25 protein-coding genes are annotated in these 22,378 nt (G+C 71.7%); 18 read left to right on the forward strand and 7 right to left on the reverse strand.

Going from position 1 to position 22,378, the window contains the following annotated elements; translation table 11 throughout:
* The first annotated feature begins 29 nt into the window (after positions 1-29).
* The 3 genes from cmk (at position 30) to ACYVK5_RS08680 (ending at position 2,943) form a co-directional block, all read left to right on the forward strand.
* Positions 30-767 (forward strand): (d)CMP kinase, encoded by a 738-nt coding sequence (gene cmk / locus ACYVK5_RS08670; RefSeq protein WP_460703868.1) that lies wholly within the window; start codon positions 30-32, stop codon positions 765-767.
* A gap of 24 nt (positions 768-791) precedes the next feature.
* Positions 792-2,330 (forward strand): ribosome biogenesis GTPase Der, encoded by a 1,539-nt coding sequence (gene der, locus ACYVK5_RS08675; protein ID WP_460703870.1) that lies wholly within the window; start codon positions 792-794, stop codon positions 2,328-2,330.
* A 64-nt stretch (positions 2,331-2,394) separates the two neighbouring features.
* Positions 2,395-2,943: a GNAT family N-acetyltransferase gene (locus tag ACYVK5_RS08680; RefSeq protein WP_460703872.1), complete on the forward strand. Its 549-nt coding sequence runs from the start codon at positions 2,395-2,397 to the stop codon at positions 2,941-2,943.
* Between the two features lie 46 nt (positions 2,944-2,989).
* Here the strand turns inward: ACYVK5_RS08680 and ACYVK5_RS08685 are convergent, their stop codons facing one another.
* Positions 2,990-3,496 (reverse strand): DUF6328 family protein, encoded by a 507-nt coding sequence (locus ACYVK5_RS08685; protein ID WP_460703874.1) that lies wholly within the window; start codon positions 3,494-3,496, stop codon positions 2,990-2,992.
* A 188-nt stretch (positions 3,497-3,684) separates the two neighbouring features.
* On the opposite strand from ACYVK5_RS08685, the gene ACYVK5_RS08690 reads away from it, so the two are divergent.
* The 3 genes from ACYVK5_RS08690 (at position 3,685) to recQ (ending at position 6,253) form a co-directional block, all read left to right on the forward strand.
* On the forward strand, positions 3,685-4,095 hold the full coding sequence (locus ACYVK5_RS08690; protein WP_460703876.1) for a DoxX family protein: 411 nt from the start codon (positions 3,685-3,687) through the stop codon (positions 4,093-4,095).
* 37 nt (positions 4,096-4,132) lie between these two features.
* The gene (locus tag ACYVK5_RS08695) at positions 4,133-4,333 is read left to right on the forward strand and encodes a hypothetical protein (RefSeq protein ID WP_460703878.1); all 201 of its coding nucleotides are present in this window, start codon (positions 4,133-4,135) and stop codon (positions 4,331-4,333) included.
* Between the two features lie 66 nt (positions 4,334-4,399).
* Entirely contained in the window at positions 4,400-6,253 is a 1,854-nt protein-coding gene (recQ, locus tag ACYVK5_RS08700; protein WP_460703880.1) for a DNA helicase RecQ, read from the forward strand.
* On the opposite strand, the gene ACYVK5_RS08705 is transcribed toward recQ, so the two are convergent.
* Positions 6,240-6,866 carry a class I SAM-dependent methyltransferase gene (locus tag ACYVK5_RS08705; protein WP_460703882.1) on the reverse strand — a complete coding sequence of 209 codons (627 nt, stop codon included), beginning with the start codon at positions 6,864-6,866 and terminating at the stop codon, positions 6,240-6,242. The two genes, recQ and ACYVK5_RS08705, sit on opposite strands and share 14 nt — an antisense overlap.
* Positions 6,867-6,977: 111 nt before the next feature.
* On the opposite strand from ACYVK5_RS08705, the gene ACYVK5_RS08710 reads away from it, so the two are divergent.
* Together ACYVK5_RS08710 and ACYVK5_RS08715 are read left to right on the forward strand one after the other, a co-directional pair.
* Positions 6,978-7,250 carry a hypothetical protein gene (locus ACYVK5_RS08710; protein ID WP_460703884.1) on the forward strand — a complete coding sequence of 91 codons (273 nt, stop codon included), beginning with the start codon at positions 6,978-6,980 and terminating at the stop codon, positions 7,248-7,250.
* Between the two features lie 16 nt (positions 7,251-7,266).
* The gene (locus tag ACYVK5_RS08715) at positions 7,267-7,734 is read left to right on the forward strand and encodes a hotdog fold domain-containing protein (protein WP_460703886.1); all 468 of its coding nucleotides are present in this window, start codon (positions 7,267-7,269) and stop codon (positions 7,732-7,734) included.
* 1 nt (position 7,735) lies between these two features.
* Here the strand turns inward: ACYVK5_RS08715 and ACYVK5_RS08720 are convergent, their stop codons facing one another.
* Entirely contained in the window at positions 7,736-8,719 is a 984-nt protein-coding gene (locus ACYVK5_RS08720; protein ID WP_460703888.1) for an N-acetylglucosamine kinase, read from the reverse strand.
* Between the two features lie 276 nt (positions 8,720-8,995).
* Here ACYVK5_RS08720 and ACYVK5_RS08725 point away from each other — a divergent pair, with 276 nt between their 5' ends.
* The 8 genes from ACYVK5_RS08725 (at position 8,996) to ACYVK5_RS08760 (ending at position 17,100) form a co-directional block, all read left to right on the forward strand.
* Positions 8,996-10,750 carry a BCCT family transporter gene (locus ACYVK5_RS08725; protein WP_460703890.1) on the forward strand — a complete coding sequence of 585 codons (1,755 nt, stop codon included), beginning with the start codon at positions 8,996-8,998 and terminating at the stop codon, positions 10,748-10,750.
* A gap of 238 nt (positions 10,751-10,988) precedes the next feature.
* Positions 10,989-11,396 (forward strand): YciI family protein, encoded by a 408-nt coding sequence (locus ACYVK5_RS08730; RefSeq protein WP_460703892.1) that lies wholly within the window; start codon positions 10,989-10,991, stop codon positions 11,394-11,396.
* Positions 11,393-12,859: an RNA polymerase sigma factor gene (locus ACYVK5_RS08735; RefSeq protein ID WP_460703893.1), complete on the forward strand. Its 1,467-nt coding sequence runs from the start codon at positions 11,393-11,395 to the stop codon at positions 12,857-12,859. Before ACYVK5_RS08730 ends, ACYVK5_RS08735 begins: the two co-directional genes overlap by 4 nt.
* A 217-nt stretch (positions 12,860-13,076) precedes the next feature.
* Positions 13,077-13,610 carry a COG4315 family predicted lipoprotein gene (locus ACYVK5_RS08740; RefSeq protein WP_460703895.1) on the forward strand — a complete coding sequence of 178 codons (534 nt, stop codon included), beginning with the start codon at positions 13,077-13,079 and terminating at the stop codon, positions 13,608-13,610.
* A 62-nt stretch (positions 13,611-13,672) separates the two neighbouring features.
* Complete coding sequence (locus ACYVK5_RS08745) at positions 13,673-13,837, forward strand: hypothetical protein (RefSeq protein ID WP_460703897.1); 165 nt, start codon at positions 13,673-13,675, stop codon at positions 13,835-13,837.
* Between the two features lie 157 nt (positions 13,838-13,994).
* Positions 13,995-15,488, forward strand: a complete 1,494-nt coding sequence (locus tag ACYVK5_RS08750) for an RICIN domain-containing protein (RefSeq protein WP_460703899.1) — start codon at positions 13,995-13,997, stop codon at positions 15,486-15,488.
* Positions 15,489-15,542: 54 nt separating this feature from the next.
* Positions 15,543-16,394 (forward strand): YqjF family protein, encoded by an 852-nt coding sequence (locus tag ACYVK5_RS08755; RefSeq protein WP_460703901.1) that lies wholly within the window; start codon positions 15,543-15,545, stop codon positions 16,392-16,394.
* A gap of 76 nt (positions 16,395-16,470) precedes the next feature.
* Positions 16,471-17,100: a hypothetical protein gene (locus tag ACYVK5_RS08760; RefSeq protein WP_460703903.1), complete on the forward strand. Its 630-nt coding sequence runs from the start codon at positions 16,471-16,473 to the stop codon at positions 17,098-17,100.
* A gap of 165 nt (positions 17,101-17,265) precedes the next feature.
* On the opposite strand, the gene ACYVK5_RS08765 is transcribed toward ACYVK5_RS08760, so the two are convergent.
* The 3 genes from ACYVK5_RS08765 to ACYVK5_RS08775 all read right to left on the reverse strand — a co-directional run bounded on the left by ACYVK5_RS08765 (position 17,266) and on the right by ACYVK5_RS08775 (position 19,395).
* Positions 17,266-18,006 carry a hypothetical protein gene (locus ACYVK5_RS08765; RefSeq protein ID WP_460703904.1) on the reverse strand — a complete coding sequence of 247 codons (741 nt, stop codon included), beginning with the start codon at positions 18,004-18,006 and terminating at the stop codon, positions 17,266-17,268.
* A gap of 170 nt (positions 18,007-18,176) precedes the next feature.
* Positions 18,177-19,115, reverse strand: coding sequence for a GNAT family N-acetyltransferase (locus ACYVK5_RS08770; RefSeq protein WP_460703906.1), 939 nt, complete (start codon positions 19,113-19,115; stop codon positions 18,177-18,179).
* Positions 19,116-19,167: 52 nt separating this feature from the next.
* Positions 19,168-19,395, reverse strand: a complete 228-nt coding sequence (locus ACYVK5_RS08775; RefSeq protein WP_460703908.1) for a MerR family transcriptional regulator — start codon at positions 19,393-19,395, stop codon at positions 19,168-19,170.
* Positions 19,396-19,662: 267 nt separating this feature from the next.
* Here ACYVK5_RS08775 and ACYVK5_RS08780 point away from each other — a divergent pair, with 267 nt between their 5' ends.
* Entirely contained in the window at positions 19,663-20,499 is an 837-nt protein-coding gene (locus ACYVK5_RS08780; RefSeq protein WP_460703910.1) for a hypothetical protein, read from the forward strand.
* Between the two features lie 41 nt (positions 20,500-20,540).
* Positions 20,541-21,260 carry a metallophosphoesterase family protein gene (locus tag ACYVK5_RS08785; protein ID WP_460703912.1) on the forward strand — a complete coding sequence of 240 codons (720 nt, stop codon included), beginning with the start codon at positions 20,541-20,543 and terminating at the stop codon, positions 21,258-21,260.
* Here ACYVK5_RS08785 and ACYVK5_RS08790 read toward each other — a convergent pair.
* Complete coding sequence (locus tag ACYVK5_RS08790) at positions 21,228-21,983, reverse strand: class I SAM-dependent methyltransferase (RefSeq protein WP_460703914.1); 756 nt, start codon at positions 21,981-21,983, stop codon at positions 21,228-21,230. The genes ACYVK5_RS08785 and ACYVK5_RS08790 overlap by 33 nt on opposite strands.
* Positions 21,984-22,378: the final 395 nt, after the last annotated feature.

Genomic DNA, 22,378 nt, shown 5'->3' on the forward strand with positions numbered 1-22,378 from the left:
ACCAGATGGAACAGAAGGAGACCACCCCCGTGAGCACCCCCACCCCCGCGCCGGTCGTCGTCGCCGTGGACGGCCCGTCCGGGTCGGGCAAGTCGAGCGTGTCGAAGGCCGTCGCCGCCCGGCTCGGCCTGGCGTACCTGGACACGGGCGCCATGTACCGCGCGGCGACCGTGTGGTGCACGAGCCGCGGCACCGACCTGTCCGACGTCGCGCGGGTCGCCGCGGACGTCGCCGCCATGCCGCTGGACATGGGCGTGGACCCGCGGCGGCCCGGCGTGACGCTGGACGGGCGTGACGTCGCGGAGGAGATCCGGACGACGGCGGTGTCCGCGGCGGTCTCGAAGGTGGCGACGAACCTCGCCGTGCGGGCCGAGCTGAAGCGGCGCCAGCGCGAGGCGATCGACGCCGAGCGCACCGGCGGGTTCTCCGGCGGGCGGGGGATCCTCGCGGAGGGCCGGGACATCACCACGGTGGTGGCGCCCGACGCCGACGTGCGGATCCTGCTGACCGCCAGCGAGGAGGCGCGCCTGCGCCGCCGCGCGCTGGACGTGCACGGGGCGGCCGACGCGTCGGCCGTGGAGGCGACGAGGGACCAGGTGCTGCGGCGCGACCGGGACGACTCCACGGTGTCGCAGTTCGCGGTCGCGGCCGACGGCGTCGTGACGGTGGACTCCTCCGACCTGGACCTCGAGCAGACCGTGGAAGCGGTGCTGACGGTGGTCGCCAAGGTCACAGGCAGCACGACGGCTGGCGCGCCGTCGGCCTGACCGTTCTCCTGAGAGAATATGCGAATGACCGACGACCTGCGCCTGGCCGAACACCCGCACGAGGCCGGCGAGCCCGACGACGCCACCGCGCCCGGCGTCGTCCCCGGGACTCCGGAGATCGAGGAGACCGAGGACGACGTCGCGCGCGAGCGCGCGCTGCGGGCCGGGCTCGAGGAGTTCGAGCTCGAGGAGGAGGACGCCGCGCTCCTCGACTCCGAGTGGGCCGACGAGGAGCCCGAGCCCGAGGAGATCCTGCCGGTGCTGGCGGTGGTCGGGCGGCCGAACGTCGGCAAGTCGACGCTGGTGAACCGGATCCTGGGGCGGCGCGAGGCGGTCGTGGAGGACCAGCCCGGCGTGACCCGGGACCGGGTCTCGTACCCGGCGGAGTGGGCCGGGCGCCGGTTCACGCTCGTGGACACGGGCGGCTGGGAGGTCGACGTCGCGGGCATCGAGGAGAAGGTGGCGTCGCAGGCCGAGGTGGCGGTGTCGCTCGCCGACGCCGTCATGTTCGTGGTGGACGCCCAGGTGGGCGCGACGTCGACGGACGAGCGCGTCGTCGAGATGCTGCGCCGGTCCGGCAAGCCGGTGGTGCTGTGCGCCAACAAGGTGGACGGCGCCGCGGGCGAGGCCGACGCGGCGTACCTGTGGGCGCTCGGGCTGGGGGAGCCGCACCCGGTGTCCGGCCTGCACGGCCGCGGCACGGGCGACCTGCTCGACGCCGCGATGACCGCGCTGCCCGAGGTGTCGGAGCACGGCGAGGCGCGGCCGGTCGGCCCGCGGCGGGTGGCGCTCGTGGGGCGGCCCAACGTGGGCAAGTCGTCGCTGCTGAACAAGATCGCCCGCGAGGACCGCGTGGTGGTGCACGACGTGGCCGGCACGACGCGCGACCCGGTCGACGAGCTGATCGAGATCAAGGGCGTGCCGTACTGGTTCGTGGACACCGCCGGTATCCGGCGGCGGCAGCACCTGACCAAGGGGGCGGACTTCTACGCCGGCCTGCGCACGCAGGCCGCCATCGACAAGGCGGAGGTCGCCGTCGTCCTGCTGGACGCGTCCGAGCAGCTGACCGAGCAGGACCAGCGGATCCTGTCGCAGGTGGTGGACGCCGGGCGGGCGCTCGTCCTCGCGTACAACAAGTGGGACCTCATGGACGAGGACCGGCGCCCGTTCCTGGAGCGGGAGATCGAGAAGGATCTCGGCCAGGTGGCGTGGGCGCCGCGGGTGAACGTGTCCGCGGCGACGGGCTGGCACACCGAGAAGCTGGTCCCGGCGCTGGAGCAGGCCCTGTCGAGCTGGGACATGCGCATCCCGACGGGCCGGCTGAACGCGTTCCTCGGTGAGCTCGTCGCGGCGCACCCGCACCCGCTGCGAGGCGGGAAGCAGCCGCGCATCCTCTTCGCCACGCAGGCCTCGACCCGCCCGCCGCGGTTCGTCATCTTCGCCACGGGCTTCATCGAGGCGCAGTACCGCCGGTTCATCGAGCGCCGCCTGCGGGAGACGTTCGGTTTCGCGGGCACCCCGATCAGCCTCTCGGTGCGGGTCCGCGAGAAGCGCCGCCGCTGACGTCCGGCGGAGGCAAGCCGGCGGCCCGCGGAGCGTCCGGCCGGCTCCGCTACCGTGTGTGCCTGTGACCGAGACGAGATCCGAGAACAGCCGCGCGCTCTACGTGCGGACCGCCACCCTGGCCGACGTCGGACCCCTCGTCGCCCTCGTGACCTCCGCCTACCGGGGCGACGCCAGCCGCGCGGGGTGGACCACCGAGGCGGACCTGCTCGACGGCGACCGCGTCGACCCCGTCATCCTGCGCGCCGACATCACGCGCCCGCACAGCAAGGTGCTGGTCGTGGACGACGACGCCGGCCCGCTGGCGTGCGCGCACGTCGCGGTCGAGGACGGCGCCGGGTACTTCGGGATGTTCGCGGTACGGCCCGACCGGCAGGGTGGCGGCCTCGGGCGGGCACTGCTCGCGGAGGCCGAACGGGTGGTCCGCGACGAGTGGGGCCGGACGTTCCTGCGGATGACGGTCATCGACGCCCGGGCGGACCTCATCGCCTGGTACGTCCGGCGCGGCTACGTCCGCACGGGCCGGTTCAAGCCGTTCCCCTACGGCGACGAGCGCTTCGGCGTCCCCAAGCGGGACGACCTCCGGTTCGAGATCCTGGAGAAGCAGCTCTGACGCCCGGCCGCGGGCGCCCGGGCATCCGCCCGGCGTCGACGTGCGGTTACGTCACCGGGTCGGCGTGCCGGCGCAACCAGGCCGGGAGGAGGACCCAGAGCATGACGATCGGGAGGAGCACGGCACTGCCGGCGACGATCCCGGCGACCCGGCCGACGACGACGTCGAACACGAACAGGACGGTCCCGGTCAAGGTCAGGCCGAGGGCGGCCAGCGCCGCCCGGGCCAGCCGGTCGCCCGTCCCCACGACGGACGTCTTGAGGCGGCGCCGGAACAGCGCGCGGTGGAGAGAGACCGGCGCCGTGAGCAGTGTGGTGGCCAGCACGGACGTGACGAGCAAGGTCAGGTGGACCGTGCGCTGGTAGTGGTCCAGGCTCCCGAACTCGGCCTGGAACGGCAGGATGAGCAGGAAGCCGGTGAGCACCTGCACGCCCGTCTGCATGACGCGCAGTTCCTGGAGCAGTTCGACCCAGTTGCGGTCGGCGCGCTGGGCCGGGGTTTCCTGCAGGACCGGGAGGGGGCGATCCGGATCCCGCGTGTCGTCGGGGGCCATCCTTCGATGATGCCCCCTCCGGGGGAGAGGCTCCCGTCGTCGGCCCGCGCGCCGCGTCGGTCGCGGCGCCGGCACGGCGCGCCGCCGGAGGGGTCGAGCACCTCGCCCTCGACCCGACGAACGGGTGAGTCATATGGTGTGAGCACAGGCATGAACGACAGCGCTTCCTCGACAAGGGGGACGGACTCATGGACGTCGTACTGCTGATCGCGCGGGTGCTCTTCGCCGCTCTTTTCCTGGGGAGCGGTATCGCCCACCTGACCGAGACCGGCGCGATGGCCGGTTACGCCGCCTCCCGGGGCGTGCCGATGGCCAAGGCGGCAACCCGCACCACCGGGGTGCTGATCCTGCTCGGCGGGCTGTCCGTCCTGCTCGGGATCTGGGGGGATCTGGGCGCGTTGCTGCTGGTCGTCTTCCTCCTCTCGACGGCATTCCTCATGCACGGTTTCTGGCGTGAGACCGATCCGACGGCGAAGCAGATGGAGATGATCCAGTTCAACAAGGACGTGGCGCTGGCGGGTGCGGCACTGGCGTTTCTCTGGGTGTTCGTCCAGGAGCCGGGCCTGACGCTCACGGGCCCGCTGTTCTCTCTCGGCTGATGCCTCAGGAGAGTCCTACGACCGTGTGGAGGCAGCAGTGAGGTGGACCTCGATCGCGCTCGGCGCGATCCTCGTGGTGGTGGGCGGCGTCTTCACCCTGCAGGGGGTCGGCTACCTTGCCGGCAGCCCGATGACGGGCGTGTCGCTGTGGGCGATCGTCGGGCCGATCCTCGCCGTCGCCGGGATCGTGGTGACCGTCCTGGCGGCGCGGGCAGGCCGGTCCCGCCGTTCCGGCTGACGGCGCGGACCGGTTCCGCGGCGCGGGACGGGCGCCGTGTCGGTGACCGTCCCTAGACTGGCCGCCGTGACTCTCGCCGACGCCGCTACCTCGCCCGACACCGCCGTCGATCCCGCCCTGGAGACCCTGCGCCGCGTGTTCGGCTACGAGGAGTTCCGCGCCGGGCAGCGGGAGATCGTCGACACCGTGGTGGCGGGCGGCGACGCGCTCGTGCTGATGCCCACGGGCGGCGGGAAGTCGCTGTGCTACCAGATCCCGTCCCTGGTGCGCCGGGGGACCGGCGTCGTCGTGTCGCCGCTGATCGCGCTGATGCAGGATCAGGTGGACGCGCTCGACGCGCTCGGGGTGCGGGCAGGGTTCCTCAACTCCACGCAGGACGCGGAGGCGCGGCGCGCCGTCGAGCGCGCGTTCACGAGCGGCGAGCTCGACCTGCTGTACCTCGCGCCGGAACGGCTCCGCCTCGACTCGACGGCGCGGCTCCTGGACCGGGGCGAGATCGCGCTGTTCGCGATCGACGAGGCGCACTGCGTGTCCCAGTGGGGCCACGACTTCCGCCCCGACTACCTCGAGCTGTCCCACCTGCACGAGCGCTGGCCCGACGTGCCGCGCATCGCCCTCACGGCGACGGCCACCCAGGCCACGCGCGAGGAGATCGCCACCCGCCTCGACCTCACCGGCGCCAGGCACTTCGTCGCGAGCTTCGACCGGCCCAACATCCAGTACCGCATCGTGCCGAAGGACGGCGCGAAGCAGCAGCTGCTCGAGCTGCTGCGCACCGAGCACGAGGGCGACGCCGGGATCGTCTACTGCCTGTCGCGCGCGTCCGTGGAGGAGACCGCCGAGTTCCTCACCGGCCAGGGGATTCGTGCCGTGCCGTACCACGCCGGCCTGCCCGCGCAGGTCCGGGCACGGAACCAGGCGGCGTTCCTGCGCGAGGACGGTCTCGTCGTCGTCGCCACCATCGCGTTCGGCATGGGCATCGACAAGCCCGATGTCCGCTTCGTCGCCCACCTCGACCTGCCCAAGTCGGTGGAGGGCTACTACCAGGAGACCGGCCGTGCGGGCCGCGACGGGCGGCCGTCGACGGCGTGGCTGGCGTACGGGCTGTCCGACGTCGTGCAGCAGCGCAAGATGATCGCCGGCTCCGAGGGCGACGCCACGCACCGGCGGCGCCTCGGAACCCACCTCGACGCGATGCTCGCGCTGTGCGAGACCGTCGAGTGCCGCCGCGCCCAGCTCCTGAACTACTTCGGACAGGCGGGCGAGCCCTGCGGCAACTGCGACACCTGCCTGGCGCCGCCCGAGTCCTGGGACGGGACCGTCGCCGCACAGAAGTTTCTCTCGGCCGTGTACCGGCTGGACCGGGAACGCAACCAGCGGTTCGGCGTCGGGCACGTCGTCGACATCCTGCGGGGGAAGGCGACGCCCAAGGTGAACCAGTGGGGGCACGACAGCCTCACGGTGTTCGGCGTGGGCGAGGACCTGAGCGAGGGGGAGTGGCGCACGGTCGTGCGGCAGCTCCTGGCGCAGGGCCTGCTGACCGTGGAGGGCAACCACGGGACGCTGCTGCTCACCGACGCCAGCGCGGACGTGCTGGGACGACGCCGCGAGGTGCGGCTGCGGCGTGATCCCGAGCGCACCCGGGCGCGGGCGGCCGCGAAGGCGAAGAAGAAGGCCGCGGCGGACATCGAGCTGTCCGCCGCGGACACCGAGCTCTTCGAACGTCTCCGGGCCTGGCGGGCGGGCGTCGCGAAGGAGCAGGGCGTGCCGGCGTACGTCGTCTTCCACGACGCGACCCTGCGGGCCGTCGCTGTCGCCCGCCCGGCGAGCCTGGACGAGCTCGGCGGGATCAGCGGAGTGGGCGAGAGCAAGCTCGCCAAGTACGGCGCGGGCGTGCTGGAGACGGTCACGCGGGCTTGACCGCGTGCACGCGCTCGATCATCCCGAGCCCGTAGCGGTCCGTTTCCGCGATCTCGAAGCCGAGGTCCCGTACCCGGCCGAGCTGGCGGCGGGTGAAGTGCTCGCCCGCGCTCGGGATGGTGAAGGCCTCCACGAGCCACTGGCCCAGGCGGATCGGCGGCCAGGTGCTGCCGATGTGGTCCAGGAGCAGCAGCCGCCCGCCGGGCCGCAGCACCCGCTTCGCCTCGGCCAGGGCCACCTCCGGGCGCGGGATGGTGCACAGCGACAGTACGCAGGTCACGGTGTCGAACGAAGCGTCGCCGAACGGGAGGTGTTCTGCGTCGCCCTCGCGCAGGTCGGCGTCGCGGCCGAGCTCGGCGGCGCGGCGGCGTGCCTGGTCCAGCATGGGCGGGCTGAGGTCGATGCCCGCGACGGCGGTCACGTCGTCGTGCAGGAACGGCAGGTCACGCCCCGTGCCGACGGCGACCATGAGCACGCTCCCGCGGGTGCGCGCGCCGAGCCACTCGCGGCCGTCCCGCAGGAGGTTGCGCTCGAACCAGGCGATGCCGCGGTCGTAGTCGGGCGCGGTGCGGTCCCAGAGCCGGCGTTGCTTCGACGTCGCACGCGATTCCATGCGGGCAGGCTGACACGCCTCCCGCGCGCTGTCCAGGCCACAGGCAGGATGCGCATACCGCTCGCCTCCGGCCTCCTCCGGGGGCGTCCCGGGTGGCATACGGTGAGGGGCATGGCGGACGAGAACCTGGACGGCCGGGACGAGAGCGGTGCGGGCACGGCGGGCCGGTGGAACTGGAGTGTGGGGACCGCGCTGGGGACGGGAGCCGGGTTCGCTCTCGGGATGGGCGTCGGGATCGCGCTCGGTGCCGCGTTCGGGGATCTCAGGGCCGGTGTGGTGTTCGGCGCCGTCGGGGGAGTGGTGTGCGCCGTCGCGCTCGTCCCGGTGTTCGCGATGGTGTTCCGCACCAGGCCTCCGGGTGAGACCGGCGGGCGTGCAGGATGACGTAGAGTCACGCCTCGTGACAGAGGTGTACACGATGTGGCAGAAGCTGGCCGGCAAGCCGCTCGGCAAGCGGATCTTCGGGATCGGCTACGGGTTCAAGGCGCCGTACTTCCGCACGATCCGGCCCCGGTTCACCGAGGTGCGGCCTGGGTTCGGCGAGCTCGTGATCAAGAAGCGGCGCGCTGTGCTGAACCACATCGGCACCGTGCACGCGATCGCGGTGTGCAACGGGCTGGAGGCCGCGATGGGCGCGATGGCGGAGGCCACCGTGCCGGACGCCAAGCGCTGGCTGCCCAAGGGCATGGAGGTCGCGTACACGGCGAAGTCGACGTCGGACATCACGTGCACGGCCGAGTCGGACCCGGCGCGCTGGCTGGAGGACGACCCGGACGTGCCCGTCACGGTCACCGCCCGCCGCGCCGACGGCACGGTCGTCGCCGAGGGCACCATCCACCTGTGGGTCACGGACCGGCCGAGGCGCTGAGCTACCCCGACGCCCGCACCGTCAGCAGCGGCCGGTAGGACGGGAACTCCGGGTCCTCGACCAGGCGCCGCGCCAGCAGCAACGCGCCGTCGAGCGGTGACCCGGTGCCGTCGACGAGTTCGACGCCGATCCGCTTGACCGGCATGAGCCCGTGCACGGCCGCCCGCAGCGGCGAACCCGGCGTCATGAGGCGGCCGGTCGTCGCGGCGACCTGCCGCACGCCCGGCCTGCCGAGGACGGCCGCGAGGCAGTCGGTGAGCAGCTCGGCGGAATCTCCCAGGATCTTCTGGCAGATCATGTCACCGCCGGCCGCCGCCCGGACCACGACCGGCGCGAAGTCGGCCAGGACCCGCACCCTGTCGGGGGCGTCGCGCAGCTTGGCCTCCCAGGTCTCCGGGGGACCGAGCGTCGCGGTCGCCTCGTCGAGCAGCCGCCGCGACCCACGGGTGTCGTGGTAGCTCGCGCGGGCCGCCGCCCGCAGGCCCTCCTCGCCGATCCACGATCCGCCGCCGTTGTCGCCGATCAGCGGGCCGAGCCCGTCGGCGATGTGGAGGCGGCCCAGGTCGTCGTCGCCGATCGCCACCGCCCCCGAGCCGACGGCGAGCGTCGCGCCGCTGCGCCCCTGCAGCGCGCCGAGGTGGGCGGTGATGGTGTCGCTCGCGACCGCGGTGCGGCGGGTGCCGAGCGCCTCGGTGATCGCGTCGTGCACGTCGAACGGGTTGAGGGTGCGGGAGATCGTCATGGACCGCAGGCCCCGCATGCCGACGACGACGGCCGCCGTCGTGCCCGGTCCCGCCTTCTCGGCGAACCGGCGGCACAGGTCGCCGACGACGTCGGGCGCATCGGACCTGCGCGACACGACGCGGACGGGATCGCCGGTGAGCTCGATGGGCTCGACAGGTTCTGCGCCCGGTCCCACTGGTTCACCGCACAACCGTGATCCGGTCCCGCCGACGTCGATGCCGATCTGCCAGACCAGTGTCACGCCGTGATCCTCGCTCGTGCCGGACGCGCTTCCCGAAGCCTCCCTGCGCGCATGCCCACGATCGTGGCACGGAGAACCGGACCCCGCGACACGAAACGATGAAAAGTCGACATTTTCCCACGTGTGACAGCGTGGTGGCACGGAGTTTCTGGTGTGTTGCGGAGCGACTCGCGGAGATCTCGTAAATGCGGGACAAATGCCTCCGGCCCTGCCAGGCTGGTGCGCTGCCAGAACGCCGGACTCGAACCCGGCGCGATCAGCGACGAAAGGTCACACATGATCGAGCGGAAACTCGACGCCCTCGCGACGAAGCTGGGGCTGCGGACCAATCCGACAATCTTCTTCGTCTCAGCAGGGCTCATGGTGCTGTTCCTGATCCTGCTGCTCGCCTTCCCGAGACAGATCGACACGATCTTCGGGGCGGCGCGGGACTGGATCGTCACGGACCTGGGGTGGTTCTTCATCCTCGGCGTGACCCTGTGGCTCGTGTTCCTCGTCTACGTGGCGCTCAGCCGGTACGGCCATCTCCGCCTCGGCGGGGACGACTCCCGCCCCGAGTACTCCAACCTGTCCTGGTTCGCGATGCTGTTCGCGGGCGGTATCGGCACCGTGCTGATGTTCTGGGGCGTGGCCGAGCCGATGTCGCACTTCGGGTCGCCGCCGTTCGCCGACGTCGAGCCCTACTCGGTCGAGGCGGCACGCGACGCGATGTCGATCTCGCTGTACCACCTGAGCCTGCACACCTGGGCGATCTTCACGCTGCCCGGCCTGGCCTTCGGGTTCTTCGTCTATAGGTACAAGCTGCCGCTGCGCGTCAGCTCGGTGTTCTACCCCTTCCTCAAGGAACGGATCCACGGACCGATCGGCAAGACGATCGACATCTTCGCCGTGCTGGGCACGCTGTTCGGCCTCGCGGTCTCGCTGGGGCTCGGCACGTCGCAGGTGGGCGCCGGCATCAACGCCCTCGTGCCGAGCATCCCGAACAACACCTGGCTGGAAGTCGGGATCATCACCGTGCTGACGATCACGGCGGTGTGCTCGATCGTCGCCGGGCTCGACAAGGGCGTGAAGCGGCTGTCGAACATCAACATCCTGCTGGCCGTGGGCCTGATGGTGTTCGTCCTGATCTTCTTCGAGGACAGCGTGTTCCTGCTGCGGCAGATCTTCGAGAGCTTCGGCCTCTACCTGCAGGATCTCGTGGGCCTGTCGCTCTGGAACGACTCCATGGCCCAGTTCACCAAGGAGGGCGGCTGGGGCTGGCAGGGCGGCTGGACCGTCTTCTACTGGGCGTGGACCGTCACCTGGGCGCCGTTCATGGGCGTGTTCCTCGCCCGCATCTCCCGCGGGCGCACGCTGCGCCAGTTCGTGGGCGGCGTGCTGGTCGCCCCCTCGCTGTTCACGCTCGTCTGGTTCGTGATCTTCGGCTGGTCGGCGATGCGCATCGACGGCATCGGCGGCAGCGGCGGCGAGCTGTCCGCGGCCGTGTCCGACGACGTCGCCCTGGCCATGTTCACCTTCTTCGAGAACTTCCCGGCGGCGACCCTGATCCAGGGCATCGCCGTGATCGTGGTCGCGCTGTTCTTCGCGACGTCGTCCGACTCCGCGTCGCTCGTGGTCGACATGCTCTGCGTCGGCACCTCCGACGCCGGTCCGGTGCGGCAGCGCGTGTTCTGGGGCGTGAGCGAGGGGGCGCTCGCGGCGTCGCTCATCATCCTCGGCGGCGTCACCGGACAGGACGGGCTCGGGGCGCTGCAGCAGGTGATCACCGTGATCGGGCTGCCGATCTTCGTTCTCGTGTTCCTGATGATGTTCAGCCTGATCAAGGGGCTGCGCGACGAACGCGAGGCGGCGTTCGACGCGCAGTTCGCCGACCTGATGGCGCGCAAGCGGCTCATCGACCGGGGCCGGGGCCGCGCGACGGCGGGCGCCGCGTCGTCGGACGGTGAACCGGAGCCGACGACGACGGCCGCGGCGGGCGTCGCCGAGAGCGGGCGTCCGGACGGGGGTGGCGACGGGCACCCGTCCGGCTGAGCCACGGGGGTTGCCGGCGGGGCGGGGCACGAGGTTTCTTTCGCTTCAGGTGCTGGAAGCGAAAGAAACCTCGTGCCCCGCGCGCTACTTTCGTCGCCCGCAGCAAAAAGTGTGCCAAGCGCGGAGCGCAACTGGCGCGGCGGAGAAATTCTCGCCGTCGATGTCGAGAACCCGCCCCCGGCTCCGTCCCAGGGGTGTCGGCGGCGACACGCGCCGCCCGAGACCGGAGGATGGAACCATGAAGTACCTGATGCTGAAGCACTACCGCGGCGGCCCGGAGGCTCACCCGGAGTTCTCGGCCCCGATGGACCGGTGGACGCCCGAGGAGATCTCGGCCCACATCGCGTTCATGGGGAAGGTCGCGGACGACCTGCGGGAGCGCGGCGAGTTCGTCGACGCCCAGGCGCTCTCCCCGGAGGGCGCCTTCGTCCGGTACGACGGCGAGGGTCGCCCGCCCGTCACCGACGGCCCCTTCGCCGAGACGAAGGACCTCATCGCGGGCTGGATGATCATCGACGTCGACTCCGAGGAGCGGGCGCACGAGGCGGCGGCCTACCTGTCGTCGGCGCCCGGCAAGGACGGCAAGCCCCTGCACGAGTGGATCGAGGTGCGCCCCTTCCTCGCCGAGCCGCCGGTGGTCGAGTGATCCGGGAGCTGGCGGGGCAGGTCCTGGGCGTCCTCGTCCGTCGCGGAGCCGACTTCGCGGCGGCCGAGGACGCCGTCCAGGACGCCCTCGTCGAGGCGGTCCGCCGCTGGGGGAACGGGATCGTGCACGACGACGGCCCGGCCGGCGCGGGCGGCCCGGGCCGCCCCGCCGACACGGGCGGATCCGGCGGAGCCCGCCGCGGCCTGTCCGGTATCGACCCGGTGGCCGCCACCCGGGACGACGGCGACGCCGAGTCCGACGCCAAGTCTGACGCCGAGCCCGGCGGCGCACCCGGCCGGCCGGACCCGGAAGGCCCGCCCGCCGACCTCAAGGCGTGGCTCGTCACCGTGGCCTGGCGCAAGTTCCTCGATGCGCGCCGGTCGGCGTCGGCCCGTGCGCTGCGGGAGGTGAAGGTCGGGCTGGAGCCGCCGTCGGGCCCGGCCGAGCAGGCCGACGACACGCTCCTGATCCTCAGCCGCTGCTGCCATCCCGCGCTCACCCCGGCGTCGGCGATCGCGCTGACCTTGCGGGCCGTGGGCGGGCTGACGACGGCGCAGATCGCCCGGGCTTTCCTCGTGCCCGAGGCGACCATGGCGCAGCGGATCTCCCGCGCGAAGCGCACCGTGGCCGGCGAGCGGTTCGGCACACCGGGCGACGTCACCGCCGTGCTGCGCGTGCTGTACCTGATGTTCAACGAGGGGTTCACAGGCGGGGGTCGTGCCGGTGGTGCGGGTGCGGCGCGGGGCGAAGGAACGGCGACCACGGGGTCGCTGTCCGAGGCGTCGACGGCCGGGGGGATGCCGGCAGGGGCATTGCCGGCCCGAGCCGAGCCGTCCTCGGCACCCGGCGTCGATCTCGCGGTGGAGGCGATCCGGCTCGCCCGCCAGCTGGCCGCCGTCGTCCCCGACGATCCCGAGGCCGCCGGGCTGCTCGCCCTCATGCTGCTGCACCACGCGCGGCGGGCGGCGCGGTTCGACGCGGCCGGGGAGCTCGTGCCGCTCGACCGGCAGGACCGGTCGTTGTGGGACACGGCGATGATCGCCGAGGGCGTCGGCATCCTGCAGCGCGCGCTCGCCCGCGACCAGCTCGGGGAGTACCAGGTGCAGGCCGCCGTCGCCGCCCTGCACGACGACGCCGCCACCGCCGCCGAGACCGACTGGCCGCAGATCCTGACCTGGTACGACGAACTCCTGGCCCTGGCGCCCCGGAACCCGGTGGCGGAACTGAACCGGGCGATCGCCGTCGGGCACGTCGACGGGGCGCACGCCGGGCTGCGGGCGCTCGGGGCGCTCGACGCCGGCCTGCCGCGGTACGACGCCGCGGCGGCCTACCTGCGGGAGCTGGCGGGCGAGCGGGCGGAGGCCGCGCGGCGCTACGCGGCAGCCGCGGAGGCCGCGGACAGCGCCGCCGAGCGGACCCACCTGCTGAAGCAGGCGGCGCGGCTGCGAGGCGGCGCGGCATGAAGTTCGGCGACGGCACCTGACCAGGGACGCGGAACGCGACCACGAGGTCGCCGCCGAACCCGACCTGCGTCCCCCGTGTATCGGGGGCAAGCTGGTAAGGAGGGCCGACGTCGCCGGGCGCGGAACCGGTCCCGGGAGAACGTCCCAGCGCGGCGCGGTCGCAGGTTCGGCGAGGCGCTGTACCGACGCCCCGATCGTCCACCGAGAGGAAAGACCGATGCGCACCACAACCCTGATGACTCGTACGGCGGCGCCCGTGTTCGCCGCGCTGCTCGTCCTCTCCGGGTGCGGGGACGGGGGCAACGACACGGGCGGCGACGGTGACGCGGGCGGCTACGGCGCACCCGCCGAGGAAGACACCGACGAGGACATGGACGACGACGCCGCCGACGCCGCCATGGCCGCGTCCCTGGCCACCGCCGACACCGACCTCGGCACCATCGTGGTCGACGGCGAGGGCATGACCGTCTACCAGTTCGACAGCGACACCCAGGGCTCGGGCGAGTCCACCTGCACCGGTGACTGCCTGGCCGCGTGGCCCCCGGTCCCCGGCGGGGACGACGCGCAGGTCGAGGGGGTGACCGGCGAGGTCGGCACCATCACCGGGACCGACGGCGAGCCTCAGCTCACCCTGGACGGCTGGCCCCTGTACTACTTCGCCTCCGACACGGCGCCGGGGGACACCATGGGCCAGGCCGTGAACGACGTGTGGTGGGTCCTCACCCCCGAAGGGGAGCCTGTCCGCGAGTAGGAGATCGCGCGGGGCCGTGCCGCGGCGGGAATCCCGCTGGTCCGGCCGCGGTCGTGCGCGCCATGAGCCTCTTGTTCCAGCCCATCGCGCTGCGTGAACTCACCATCCCGAACCGGGCCTGGCTGGCCCCCATGTGCCCCGACGGCGGATGGGCCACGGCCGGCCCGACGGCGGACCCGTTCCGACCGCGCGTCGTGGCGCTGATGATCGCAGGTGATCGCGTCTGATCATCTGGTGGCGGTCTCTTGACTCGGTGTGTTCGCATTAGTCATTCTGGTGTTCGCAATAGTTGCTTCTGATCCGCATGCTGACGTTCATGATCGAACGCCGGCATCGGGAGTTCGAACCCCCACCGTGCAGAGTCGCACGAGATCGGTCGACATCATGAGAACACCTCGCAACCACCTTCGCGTGCCGCGACGGCGTCCGCTCCGGCGCCTCCTGAGCATGCTCGCCGCCGGTGCGCTCCTCCCCGTCGCCGTGCTGGCCACCGCGTCCCCGGCCGCCGCCGACACCAGCCAGTTCCGCGGAGTGAACTGGGCCGTGCTGGGCGACAACTTCGAAACGGGGCCGCTCGTCGTGGACGGGCTGAGCGAGTCCGACTCCTACGCCACCGTCCAGGCCAAGGCGAACGCCCTCTACGACGACATGGAGTCCACGCTCGGCGTCAACACCGTCCGGCTCCCGGTCAACACCCACACCGTGGGCACGGACTGGTGGAACCGGTACCGCGGCGCGATCGACGCCGCCACCGACCGCGGCTTCAAGGTCATCCTCGCCTACTGGGAAGACGGCGCCGCCTCGGGCGGGCAGGTCACCGACTACGCCGCCTGGAACACCATGTGGTCCACCGTGACCTCCCAGTACGGCGGCAACTCCCTGGTCTACTTCGAGCCGATGAACGAGCCGCACGGCTACAGCTCCTCCGAGTGGCGCAACGTGGCGGCGGACTGGCTCGACTACCACTACTCCGCGCCCGCGGACCGGGTCCTGATCGGAGGCACCGGCTACAGCCAGGACCTGCGCGACGTGTGCAACGACTCCCGCTTCGACGGCACGCTCCTCTCGTTCCACCACTACGCCTTCTTCTACGGCGAGATGACCTACGAGAACTGGCGCAACCACATCATCGAGCGCCTCGGCAACTGCGCCGACCGCGCCGTGGCCACCGAGTTCGGCGCCCCGATGAACGACGGCCGGAACTACGGCGACCCGGGCAGCGGCGACAACTTCGTGCGTCACATCCGTGCGGTCACCGACGTCATGCGCGAGAACTCCATGGGCGGCACGTACTGGCCCGCCGTCGGCGGCAAGACCGGCGACATCGGCTACGACTGGTACTCGATGTTCGCGATGCAGGGCAGCGGCACGGACCTGTCGCTCACGGTCCGCAACGAGTCCGGCGCGAACCGGCTGCAGTGGGCCTGGGGCGACGACGTCGACCCGAACGCCGGCAACCCCGGCACCACCGTCACGGACATCGTGAACGAGGGCTCCGCCAAGTGCGTCGACGTCGTCAGCGGGTCCACGGACCCGGGCGCGGAGATCATCCAGTACGGCTGCCACGGCGGCGCGAACCAGCAGTGGACCCTGAACGACCTCGGCAACGGTTACCACCAGGTCGTCAACCAGGGCTCGGGGCTCTGCCTCGACGTCGACGGCGTCTCCACCGCCGACGGCGCCCAGGTCATCCAGTGGACCTGCAACGGCGGCACCAACCAGCAGTGGGAGCTGCGCGACGTCGGCAGCGGCGTCGTCGAGATCGTGGCCCGCCACTCGGACAAGTGCCTCGACGTGCGCGACCAGTCGGTCGAGGACGGCGCCCGGCTCAGCCAGTACTCGTGCTGGGGCGGCGCGAACCAGCGCTGGACCCTCTGAGGGCTCGCGGGCCATGCGGTCGCCCCCGGTCGGCGATCCGGGGAGGGTGACCGCGTGGCCCGCGCGAACGTCTGCGTGGGCCGGCGATCCGCCGGTCGGCGCCGCGACGGCCTGCCCCGGGTGTTCTGCTACGTTCGCGGCATGATCGGCTCGATCGGCCTCGACGCGCGGGACGGCACACGCCCCCGCACGTTCCTCACCGCCGAGTGGCGACGCCTCGTGATGCTGAACTACGAGATCGACCCGGACGTGCTGCGCCTGCTCGTGCCGCGCGGCGTCGCGCTCGACACCTGGGGCGGCACGACGCTCGTCAGCATGGTCGGGTTCGAGTTCCTCGACACGCGGCTGCTCGGGGTGCCCGTGCCGTTCCACCGCGACTTCGACGAGATCAACCTGCGGTTCTACGTGCGCCGCGACACGGCCGGAGGGTCGCGCCGCGGGGTCGTGTTCGTCAAGGAGATCGTGCCGCGCCCGGCGCTGGCCGCCGTCGCACGGCTCGCGTACGGCGAACGCTACGTCTCCCGCCCGATGCGGCACCGCATCGACCTCGCCGACGACGGCGTCACCCCGGCCGGCCTCGTCGGGTACGCCTGGTACGACGGCGGCACCTGGCACCGCCTGCACGCCACGACCACCGGCGAGCCCCACCTGCCCGATCCCGGATCCCAGGAGGAGTTCGTCACCGAGCACTACTGGGGCTACGCCGCCCAGCGCGACGGCGGCTGCATCGAGTACCGGGTGGAGCACCCGCGATGGAACGTGTGGCGGGCCACCGACGCGGAACTGACGTGCGACGTCACCCACGTCTACGGCCCGCGGTTCACGGACGCGCTGAAGACGTCCCCGGTCTCGGCGTTCGTCGCGGACGGCTCCCCGGTCACGGTCCGCGCGGGCACGAGGATGTGAACCGGCCGGCCCGGGCGCACCTCACCGGACGCGTGGCGACCGCCGTGCGTTCCGGACATTCTGGAACGATGTCACCATGACCCTCTACGCCGCCGCCCCCGCACGCCGCGCCCGACAGATCCTCGGCGACCTCCTCTTCCTCACCTGGATCGGAGCATGGACCTGGGCCGGGCTCCGCGCCCAGGAGGTCGTGCTGGAACTCGCCGCCCCCGGCCGGGCGACGCAGGACGCGGCCGGCGACATCGCCGGACAGCTACGCGACGTCGAGGACCGCATCGCCGGCGTGCCCCTGGTGGGCGACGACCTCACCGCACCGTTCGGCGGAATGGCGAACCAGGCCGACGGCCTGGCCGCGGCCGGCGCGTCGATGGTGCAGACCGTCGAGCAGCTGGCGCTCGCGGTCGGGCTGGCGGTGGTGCTGATCCCGGTGCTGCTGGTCGCCGTCGTCCATGTGCCGCTGCGTGTCCGGTTCATCCGGCGCGCGGGATCGGCTCGCCGGGCCGCCCGGCAGCTCTCGGCCGGAGGCGACGGCGCGCGGGACTCCGCGCTGACGGAGCTGTTCGCGCTCCGGGCTCTTGCCGGCCAGCCGGTCCGGAAGCTCGCCGCGATCGCCGGCGACCCGGTCGCGGCCTGGCGCGCCGGCGACGAGGACGTGATCCGCAGGCTGGCGGACCTGGAGCTACGCGACCTGGGCGTGCGTCGCTGACCGGCACGGGCTGGTCGGTCCGGTGTCGAGCGGTCGGTCGGATGCCCGAGCGGTCGGTCCCTCGGGCGGCCGACTTCTCGACATCGGACCGACCCGCACCGACAATTGTCGACCGCATGGCATCCGGGCGGCCTCGTGGCAGAAATGCCCGCGTGGTCCTCCTGCCTACGTCAGCTCGCGCTCCGGGTGGACTGCGATGTCCACGACGGGCCGGTCGCCGAGGGGCGCGTCCAGCTCCAGGGTGAACGGCGTCGGCGGGTTGGACGGGCAGTCCTGCCCCTCGCCCGGCGGCGGGCGGATGCCGAGGACGATCTCGACGCGATCCTCCTCCTGGGCGAGGTGGTCGACCTCGATCCGGCCGTCGGCCGGCTTGCCGCTCGCGCATGCCATCTCGGTCACGAGCAGGTCGACCGTCGTGGCGTCGGGGTCCGGCGGGTTGTCCGGGTCGAGCGCGACGATCGCGTCGCCGAGCCCGCCCATGTCGTACCGCAGGGCGCAGTCGCCGGCCCGCCAGAGCTGCCAGCCCTCCGAGCCCTGTTCGGTCTCGTCGAGCCACTCGAACCCGAGGATCTCGTGGGTCCGCAGCTCGCCGTCGCTGTCGCGCGGTTCGGGGAGCTCGCGGACCAGGTAGACCTCGGTGCTCGTCTCCGTGAGGATGAGCCACTCCCGGGGGTCGATGTCGCCGGCGTCGGGGGTGTCCAGGGCGGTGGCGGCCTCGTCGCCGAGCTGGTCTGCGCTCGTGCCGTCGGACAGCACCGTGCCGGGGATCGGTGTGCCCTGGCACAGGTACTCGGGCTCGTCGCCTCCGCCGGACCCGCCGGCCGGGCCGGCCTGCGCGCAGCCGCCGAGGAGCAGGGCGGCCACGCTCACACCCAGGATGCTTCGCAGGAGAACGGTTCGTCGCATCGGGAGCCTCCCGGTCGGGGCCGCCCGGACGGCGGCGTGGTCCGACCGGAATGTGTCGCGAGCGTGCCCGCGCTTGCGCGGTAGGTGCGGTCGGTCGGATGTCCGAGCGGTCGGTCCCTCGGGCGGCCGACTTCTCGACATCGGGCCGACCACTCGACAGGTGGCCGGCCTCAGCCGAGTGTCAGGTCGATCCGGGACTCCGTGGGTTCCCAGCCTGCGGCGGCGAAGGCGCGGACCATGGGCACGTTCGTGTCGTCGGTGTCGGCGATGAGGGTAGTGGCGCCTTCGGCGAGCAGGTCCGCGGTGGCCGTCGCGACGAGTCGCCGCGCCAGGCCGCGTCCGCGGAAGTCCTCCGCGACGCCGACCTGGCAGACGAATCCGTTGCCGTTCGGCATCGCCCGGCGCACCACGAGCCCCGCGTCCTTCCCGTCCTCGACGGCGAACCAGAAGCACTCGATCGGGTCGGCGCCGAGCAGGTCGGCGGTCTCGTGGGCGGCCGCGCGCGCCAGGCCCTTGGCCGCGACGTTCGCCTGATCCCGCACGTCCAGGGATCCGGGCATCATCCGCTGGACGAACGCCTCGACACGATCGCGGTCCCCGGCGGGTTCGAGGTCGAGCGGCGGGATGCCGTCGCCCATCCCGGCGCGCGCGGCGAAGTGGTAGTGCCGGCGCGTGACCAGCACCTGCCAGCCGTGCCGCGCGAACGCGTCGACGAGGTCCCGCACCGCGGGGACGACGAGCGGATCGGGGGCGACGGGCGCGCTGAACGACGCCTCGACGACGCCAGGGTGGGAGCGGGCCCAGCCGGTGGCCGCGTCGAGCAGTGCGTCGACGACGGCGGGATCACCGGGCAGGGCGAACAGATCGACCAGCCCTTCGTCGTCGGACAGGTGGCGGGCGGCGACGAGCCCGCGCACACCGTCGTCGTCCGCGGTGTCGGTGGGCCGGACCGCCCAGATCAGGTCCGGGCGCCGCACCCCGCGGTCGAACAGGCGGTTCAGGGAGAAGTCGCCGAACAGCTCCCGCTGCCCGGCGACGGGGAACGTGGGGGAGTGGGACTGGACCAGCGCGATCGCGTCGTCGCGCGTGGTGGGAGAGAAGAGCTTCACGAGGACGATCCTGCGGGGTGGGGCGCGGAATGTGAAACGGATTCTCGTCCGGTCAGCGCGCGGCCGCCTCGCTCAGCAGCGCCGCGTGCTCGGTGCGCGTGAGGAACTCGCGGATGGTGTCGCGGCTGCGGGTCAGGCACGCGATGTTGTCCTCGATCCCGGCAAGCTCGGTGGCGAGCTGCTCGGCGACCTGCCGGGGGCACGTGGGCTCCATCGCGGCTGCGGCGTCCTCCATGTCGATCAGCACCTTGACGAGCTTCGTCGTCAGCCCGGCGCGCACTGACCGGGTCGGTCCGTTGCGCCGGTTGGTCGGTCCTGTATGCTTTCCGCAGACTTCCGGCATTCGTGCCGGCGGGATCCGAAAATGAGACAGCGGATCGCGAAGGGCTCCACGGGTTCCACAGCCTGTGGGGCCCTTCGTGTTGCCCGGCGAGGGCGACGGCGCTGTCCATGGGCGCCGACATGCCCGATTTTCCTCGACGTTACCGATCCATTGCCATACATTGGATAAAAGAGGACCCAGGCCTACGAGCCGGAGGTGATCCGGATGCGATGGACCCAGCGGAGCCTTCTGGTCGTGGCGTTCGGCGCCGCGGCGAACCTCGCACTGAGCTTCGTGCCGAACGTCGTACCACCCGCGGTGTCGATCGCGATCGTGTGGTGCACGACCGTCGCGCTCGCCGTGATCGCCGTCGCCTACGTGTACGACCAGACCGTGGCCGCGCGTGAGCGGGCGGACAGGGAGCGCGGGCGGCTCGCCGCGGAACTCCGCAAGCTGCGAGGGATCGCCTGGGTCAGCGCCGACCGGGAGCATCAGAGCGCGTCGCTGGAGATCTGGAAGTCGGCGACGGAACGCGTGGTCGTCTTCGGTTTCGGGATGACCGCGCTGGCTCATGACGAGGACCTCATCGCCAAGACCGTCGCGCGGGACATCGATATCGACGTCATCAAGGTCGACCCGGTGTGGCTGGTCGAGCGCCCGGCCATCGCGGCCAACATCGAGCGCTACTACGACCGTGACGCCGGATTCATCGACCGGGTCGTCACGGCTCACCGGCGGCTGGAACAGATCGCAGCCAAGGTCAACGAGGGTGAGGGTGGCAGGATGAGGATCCATGTGTTCGGTAGCACCGTCCAGTACAGCGGCGCCGTCCGTGATCCGGGTACGCCCGAGGCGCAGGGCTATGTCGAGTTCCACCTCTTCCGCCGGAGCGTGGAACGGATCGGCATCGGCGTCCGGCAGTACGAGAGCGACGACGAGTGGAACCCGCCTCTTCTGCAGCACGTGCTGGGATCGCTTTCACTGGCGGTCGGGTACGACGTGGTCGCGACGCGCCGCCCCCCGGCGCTGAGCCGGGGGGACGAGGGCGACATCGTGAACTGACGTATGGCACGATCCAGAGCGTGTCTTTAGATCGAATTGCCTTGATATCCGATGTCCACGGCAACCTGACGGCTCTCGAAGCAGTGCTGCGCGACATCGACACGCGGGGCATCGAGCGGATCATCAATCTCGGGGACTTCGTGGGCAAGGGCCCGCGAGGAGCGGACGTCGTCGACCGCTGCGACAAGGAATGCGACGTCAACATCCGCGGGAACTGGGACGACTTCCTGCACACGATCGGCGACGACGACGCCCCGGAGATGCGCTGGTGGCGCGACGAGGTCCGGGAGGACCAGCTGGAGTGGCTTCGCACGCTGCCGCTCAGCCACGAGCTGGTCATGAGCGGGCGGCTGATCCGGCTCTACCATGCGTCGGCCCGGAGCCCGCATCACCGGGTGCGCGAGCAGCACACGCGCGAAGAGTTCGAGGGCATGTTCGCGAACACCGAGATGACCGGCCAGGGGATGGTTCCGACGGTCGTCGGGTACGGCGACATCCATATGACGTACGTCAAGACGCGGCAGGATCGCACGCTCTTCAACGTCGGGAGCGTGGGGAATCCGCTCGACGAGCCCGTCCCGAGCTACGTGATTCTCGAGGGCGAGCTCAAGAACGGCGAGGCGGCACCGTTCGGGATTCAGTTCGTCCGCGTGCCCTACGACGTCGAGGCGGAGATCGGCGCGGCTGCCGATCTCGGCATGCCGGCGCTGGAGGCGTACGCGAAGGAGCTACGCACCGCCGTCTATCGCGGGCTCCCGTAGAGAGAAGTCCGGTCGAGAGGGCGCCGGCCGTGGCGAGTCGTCCGGGTGCCCGACGATGACGTCCAGCCAGGTCTTTCCCTTGATCCGCGGGTCCACCTGGTACTGCTTGTCCCGGACCTCGAGCCCGGCCGCGTTCACGAGTTCGATGAATCTCGTCGCCGTGTACCGGCTGCGGTAGCGGACCCGGGACCCGTGCGGCCCTTCCTTGAGCTCGAAGCCGCGCCGGTCCTCCTCCTCGACCGTCGTGGTCAGGAAAGCCACGCCGCCTGGGGCGAGGTGCCCTCCGATCTGCTGGAGCACCTTCAGATCGGTCCCGGCAGGGAAGAGATGCACGAACGCCATGGCGACGACGACGTCGAAGACCCTGCCCCTCAGCGGTGGCAAGGGCTCGCCGCCGTTGTGGAACTCGTGCCCGATCATCTTCACCCGCTCGAGCGGCGCCCCGTCGGTGCGAAGGCGGTGCCGTGTGGCACAGCGCATCCGCGCCGAGTACTCGACGGCAGTGACCGTGAGGCCCTTTCGTGCCAGCCATGAGGTGAAGACCCCGTCGGCACACCCGAGCTCGAGCGCGGATGCTGCCCGGCCGCCCCTTTCTCGAGCTGCGGCCAGCACGGGTTCGAAGAGTGTGGGCGCATCGACGGCGCGAGCCTCGGCGGTGGCGCGGTACGTGTCCACGAGATCCGAGTATGCCGCTCGGTTGGTCTCGAGAATCGTGTTCAGCACACGCGGAGGCGGCGCGCTCGGCACAGGCGGAGCGAGGGGCGAGGCCGGCGGGTCGAGCACCTGCTCGGGCGGGAGGAGGTCCGGCTCGCGCACCAAGGGTGGCGCGGCAACTGGCGAGTTCAGCTGACTTCACACTCCTCGACATGACCCACACGTGCTCGCCGCGGCGGAAACGCTGCTGCAGAAACAAGGCTGAGCACGAGGATCCAACCATGACCCACGAGGGAGAATCTAGAGCCCCCGGATCTGCAGAAGGGCTGAACAGCGATGCCGTCACCCAACCGTGATGCGGTGGGGAGCATCGGCCTGCGTGAGCTGGTGGCCCGTCGTAGACCTTCCCGGGCCCACCACATCGCGTCGCCGGGCAATCCGCAAGCCGCGCGGCGGATGAAACC

The organism is Myceligenerans halotolerans, assembly GCF_054782975.1.

Bases quoted from the DNA above. Each gene is read 5' to 3' on its own strand.
- der (WP_460703870.1), top strand. From the start codon at position 792: ATGACCGACGACCTGCGCCTGGCCGAACACCCGCACGAGGCCGGCGAG.
- ACYVK5_RS08685 (WP_460703874.1), bottom strand. From the start codon at position 3,496: ATGGCCCCCGACGACACGCGGGATCCGGATCGCCCCCTCCCGGTCCTG.
- ACYVK5_RS08690 (WP_460703876.1), top strand. From the start codon at position 3,685: ATGGACGTCGTACTGCTGATCGCGCGGGTGCTCTTCGCCGCTCTTTTC.
- ACYVK5_RS08705 (WP_460703882.1), bottom strand. From the start codon at position 6,866: ATGGAATCGCGTGCGACGTCGAAGCAACGCCGGCTCTGGGACCGCACC.
- ACYVK5_RS08710 (WP_460703884.1), top strand. From the start codon at position 6,978: ATGGCGGACGAGAACCTGGACGGCCGGGACGAGAGCGGTGCGGGCACG.
- ACYVK5_RS08725 (WP_460703890.1), top strand. From the start codon at position 8,996: ATGATCGAGCGGAAACTCGACGCCCTCGCGACGAAGCTGGGGCTGCGG.
- ACYVK5_RS08730 (WP_460703892.1), top strand. From the start codon at position 10,989: ATGAAGTACCTGATGCTGAAGCACTACCGCGGCGGCCCGGAGGCTCAC.
- ACYVK5_RS08740 (WP_460703895.1), top strand. From the start codon at position 13,077: ATGCGCACCACAACCCTGATGACTCGTACGGCGGCGCCCGTGTTCGCC.
- ACYVK5_RS08745 (WP_460703897.1), top strand. From the start codon at position 13,673: ATGAGCCTCTTGTTCCAGCCCATCGCGCTGCGTGAACTCACCATCCCG.
- ACYVK5_RS08750 (WP_460703899.1), top strand. From the start codon at position 13,995: ATGAGAACACCTCGCAACCACCTTCGCGTGCCGCGACGGCGTCCGCTC.
- ACYVK5_RS08760 (WP_460703903.1), top strand. From the start codon at position 16,471: ATGACCCTCTACGCCGCCGCCCCCGCACGCCGCGCCCGACAGATCCTC.
- ACYVK5_RS08765 (WP_460703904.1), bottom strand. From the start codon at position 18,006: ATGCGACGAACCGTTCTCCTGCGAAGCATCCTGGGTGTGAGCGTGGCC.
- ACYVK5_RS08780 (WP_460703910.1), top strand. From the start codon at position 19,663: ATGCGATGGACCCAGCGGAGCCTTCTGGTCGTGGCGTTCGGCGCCGCG.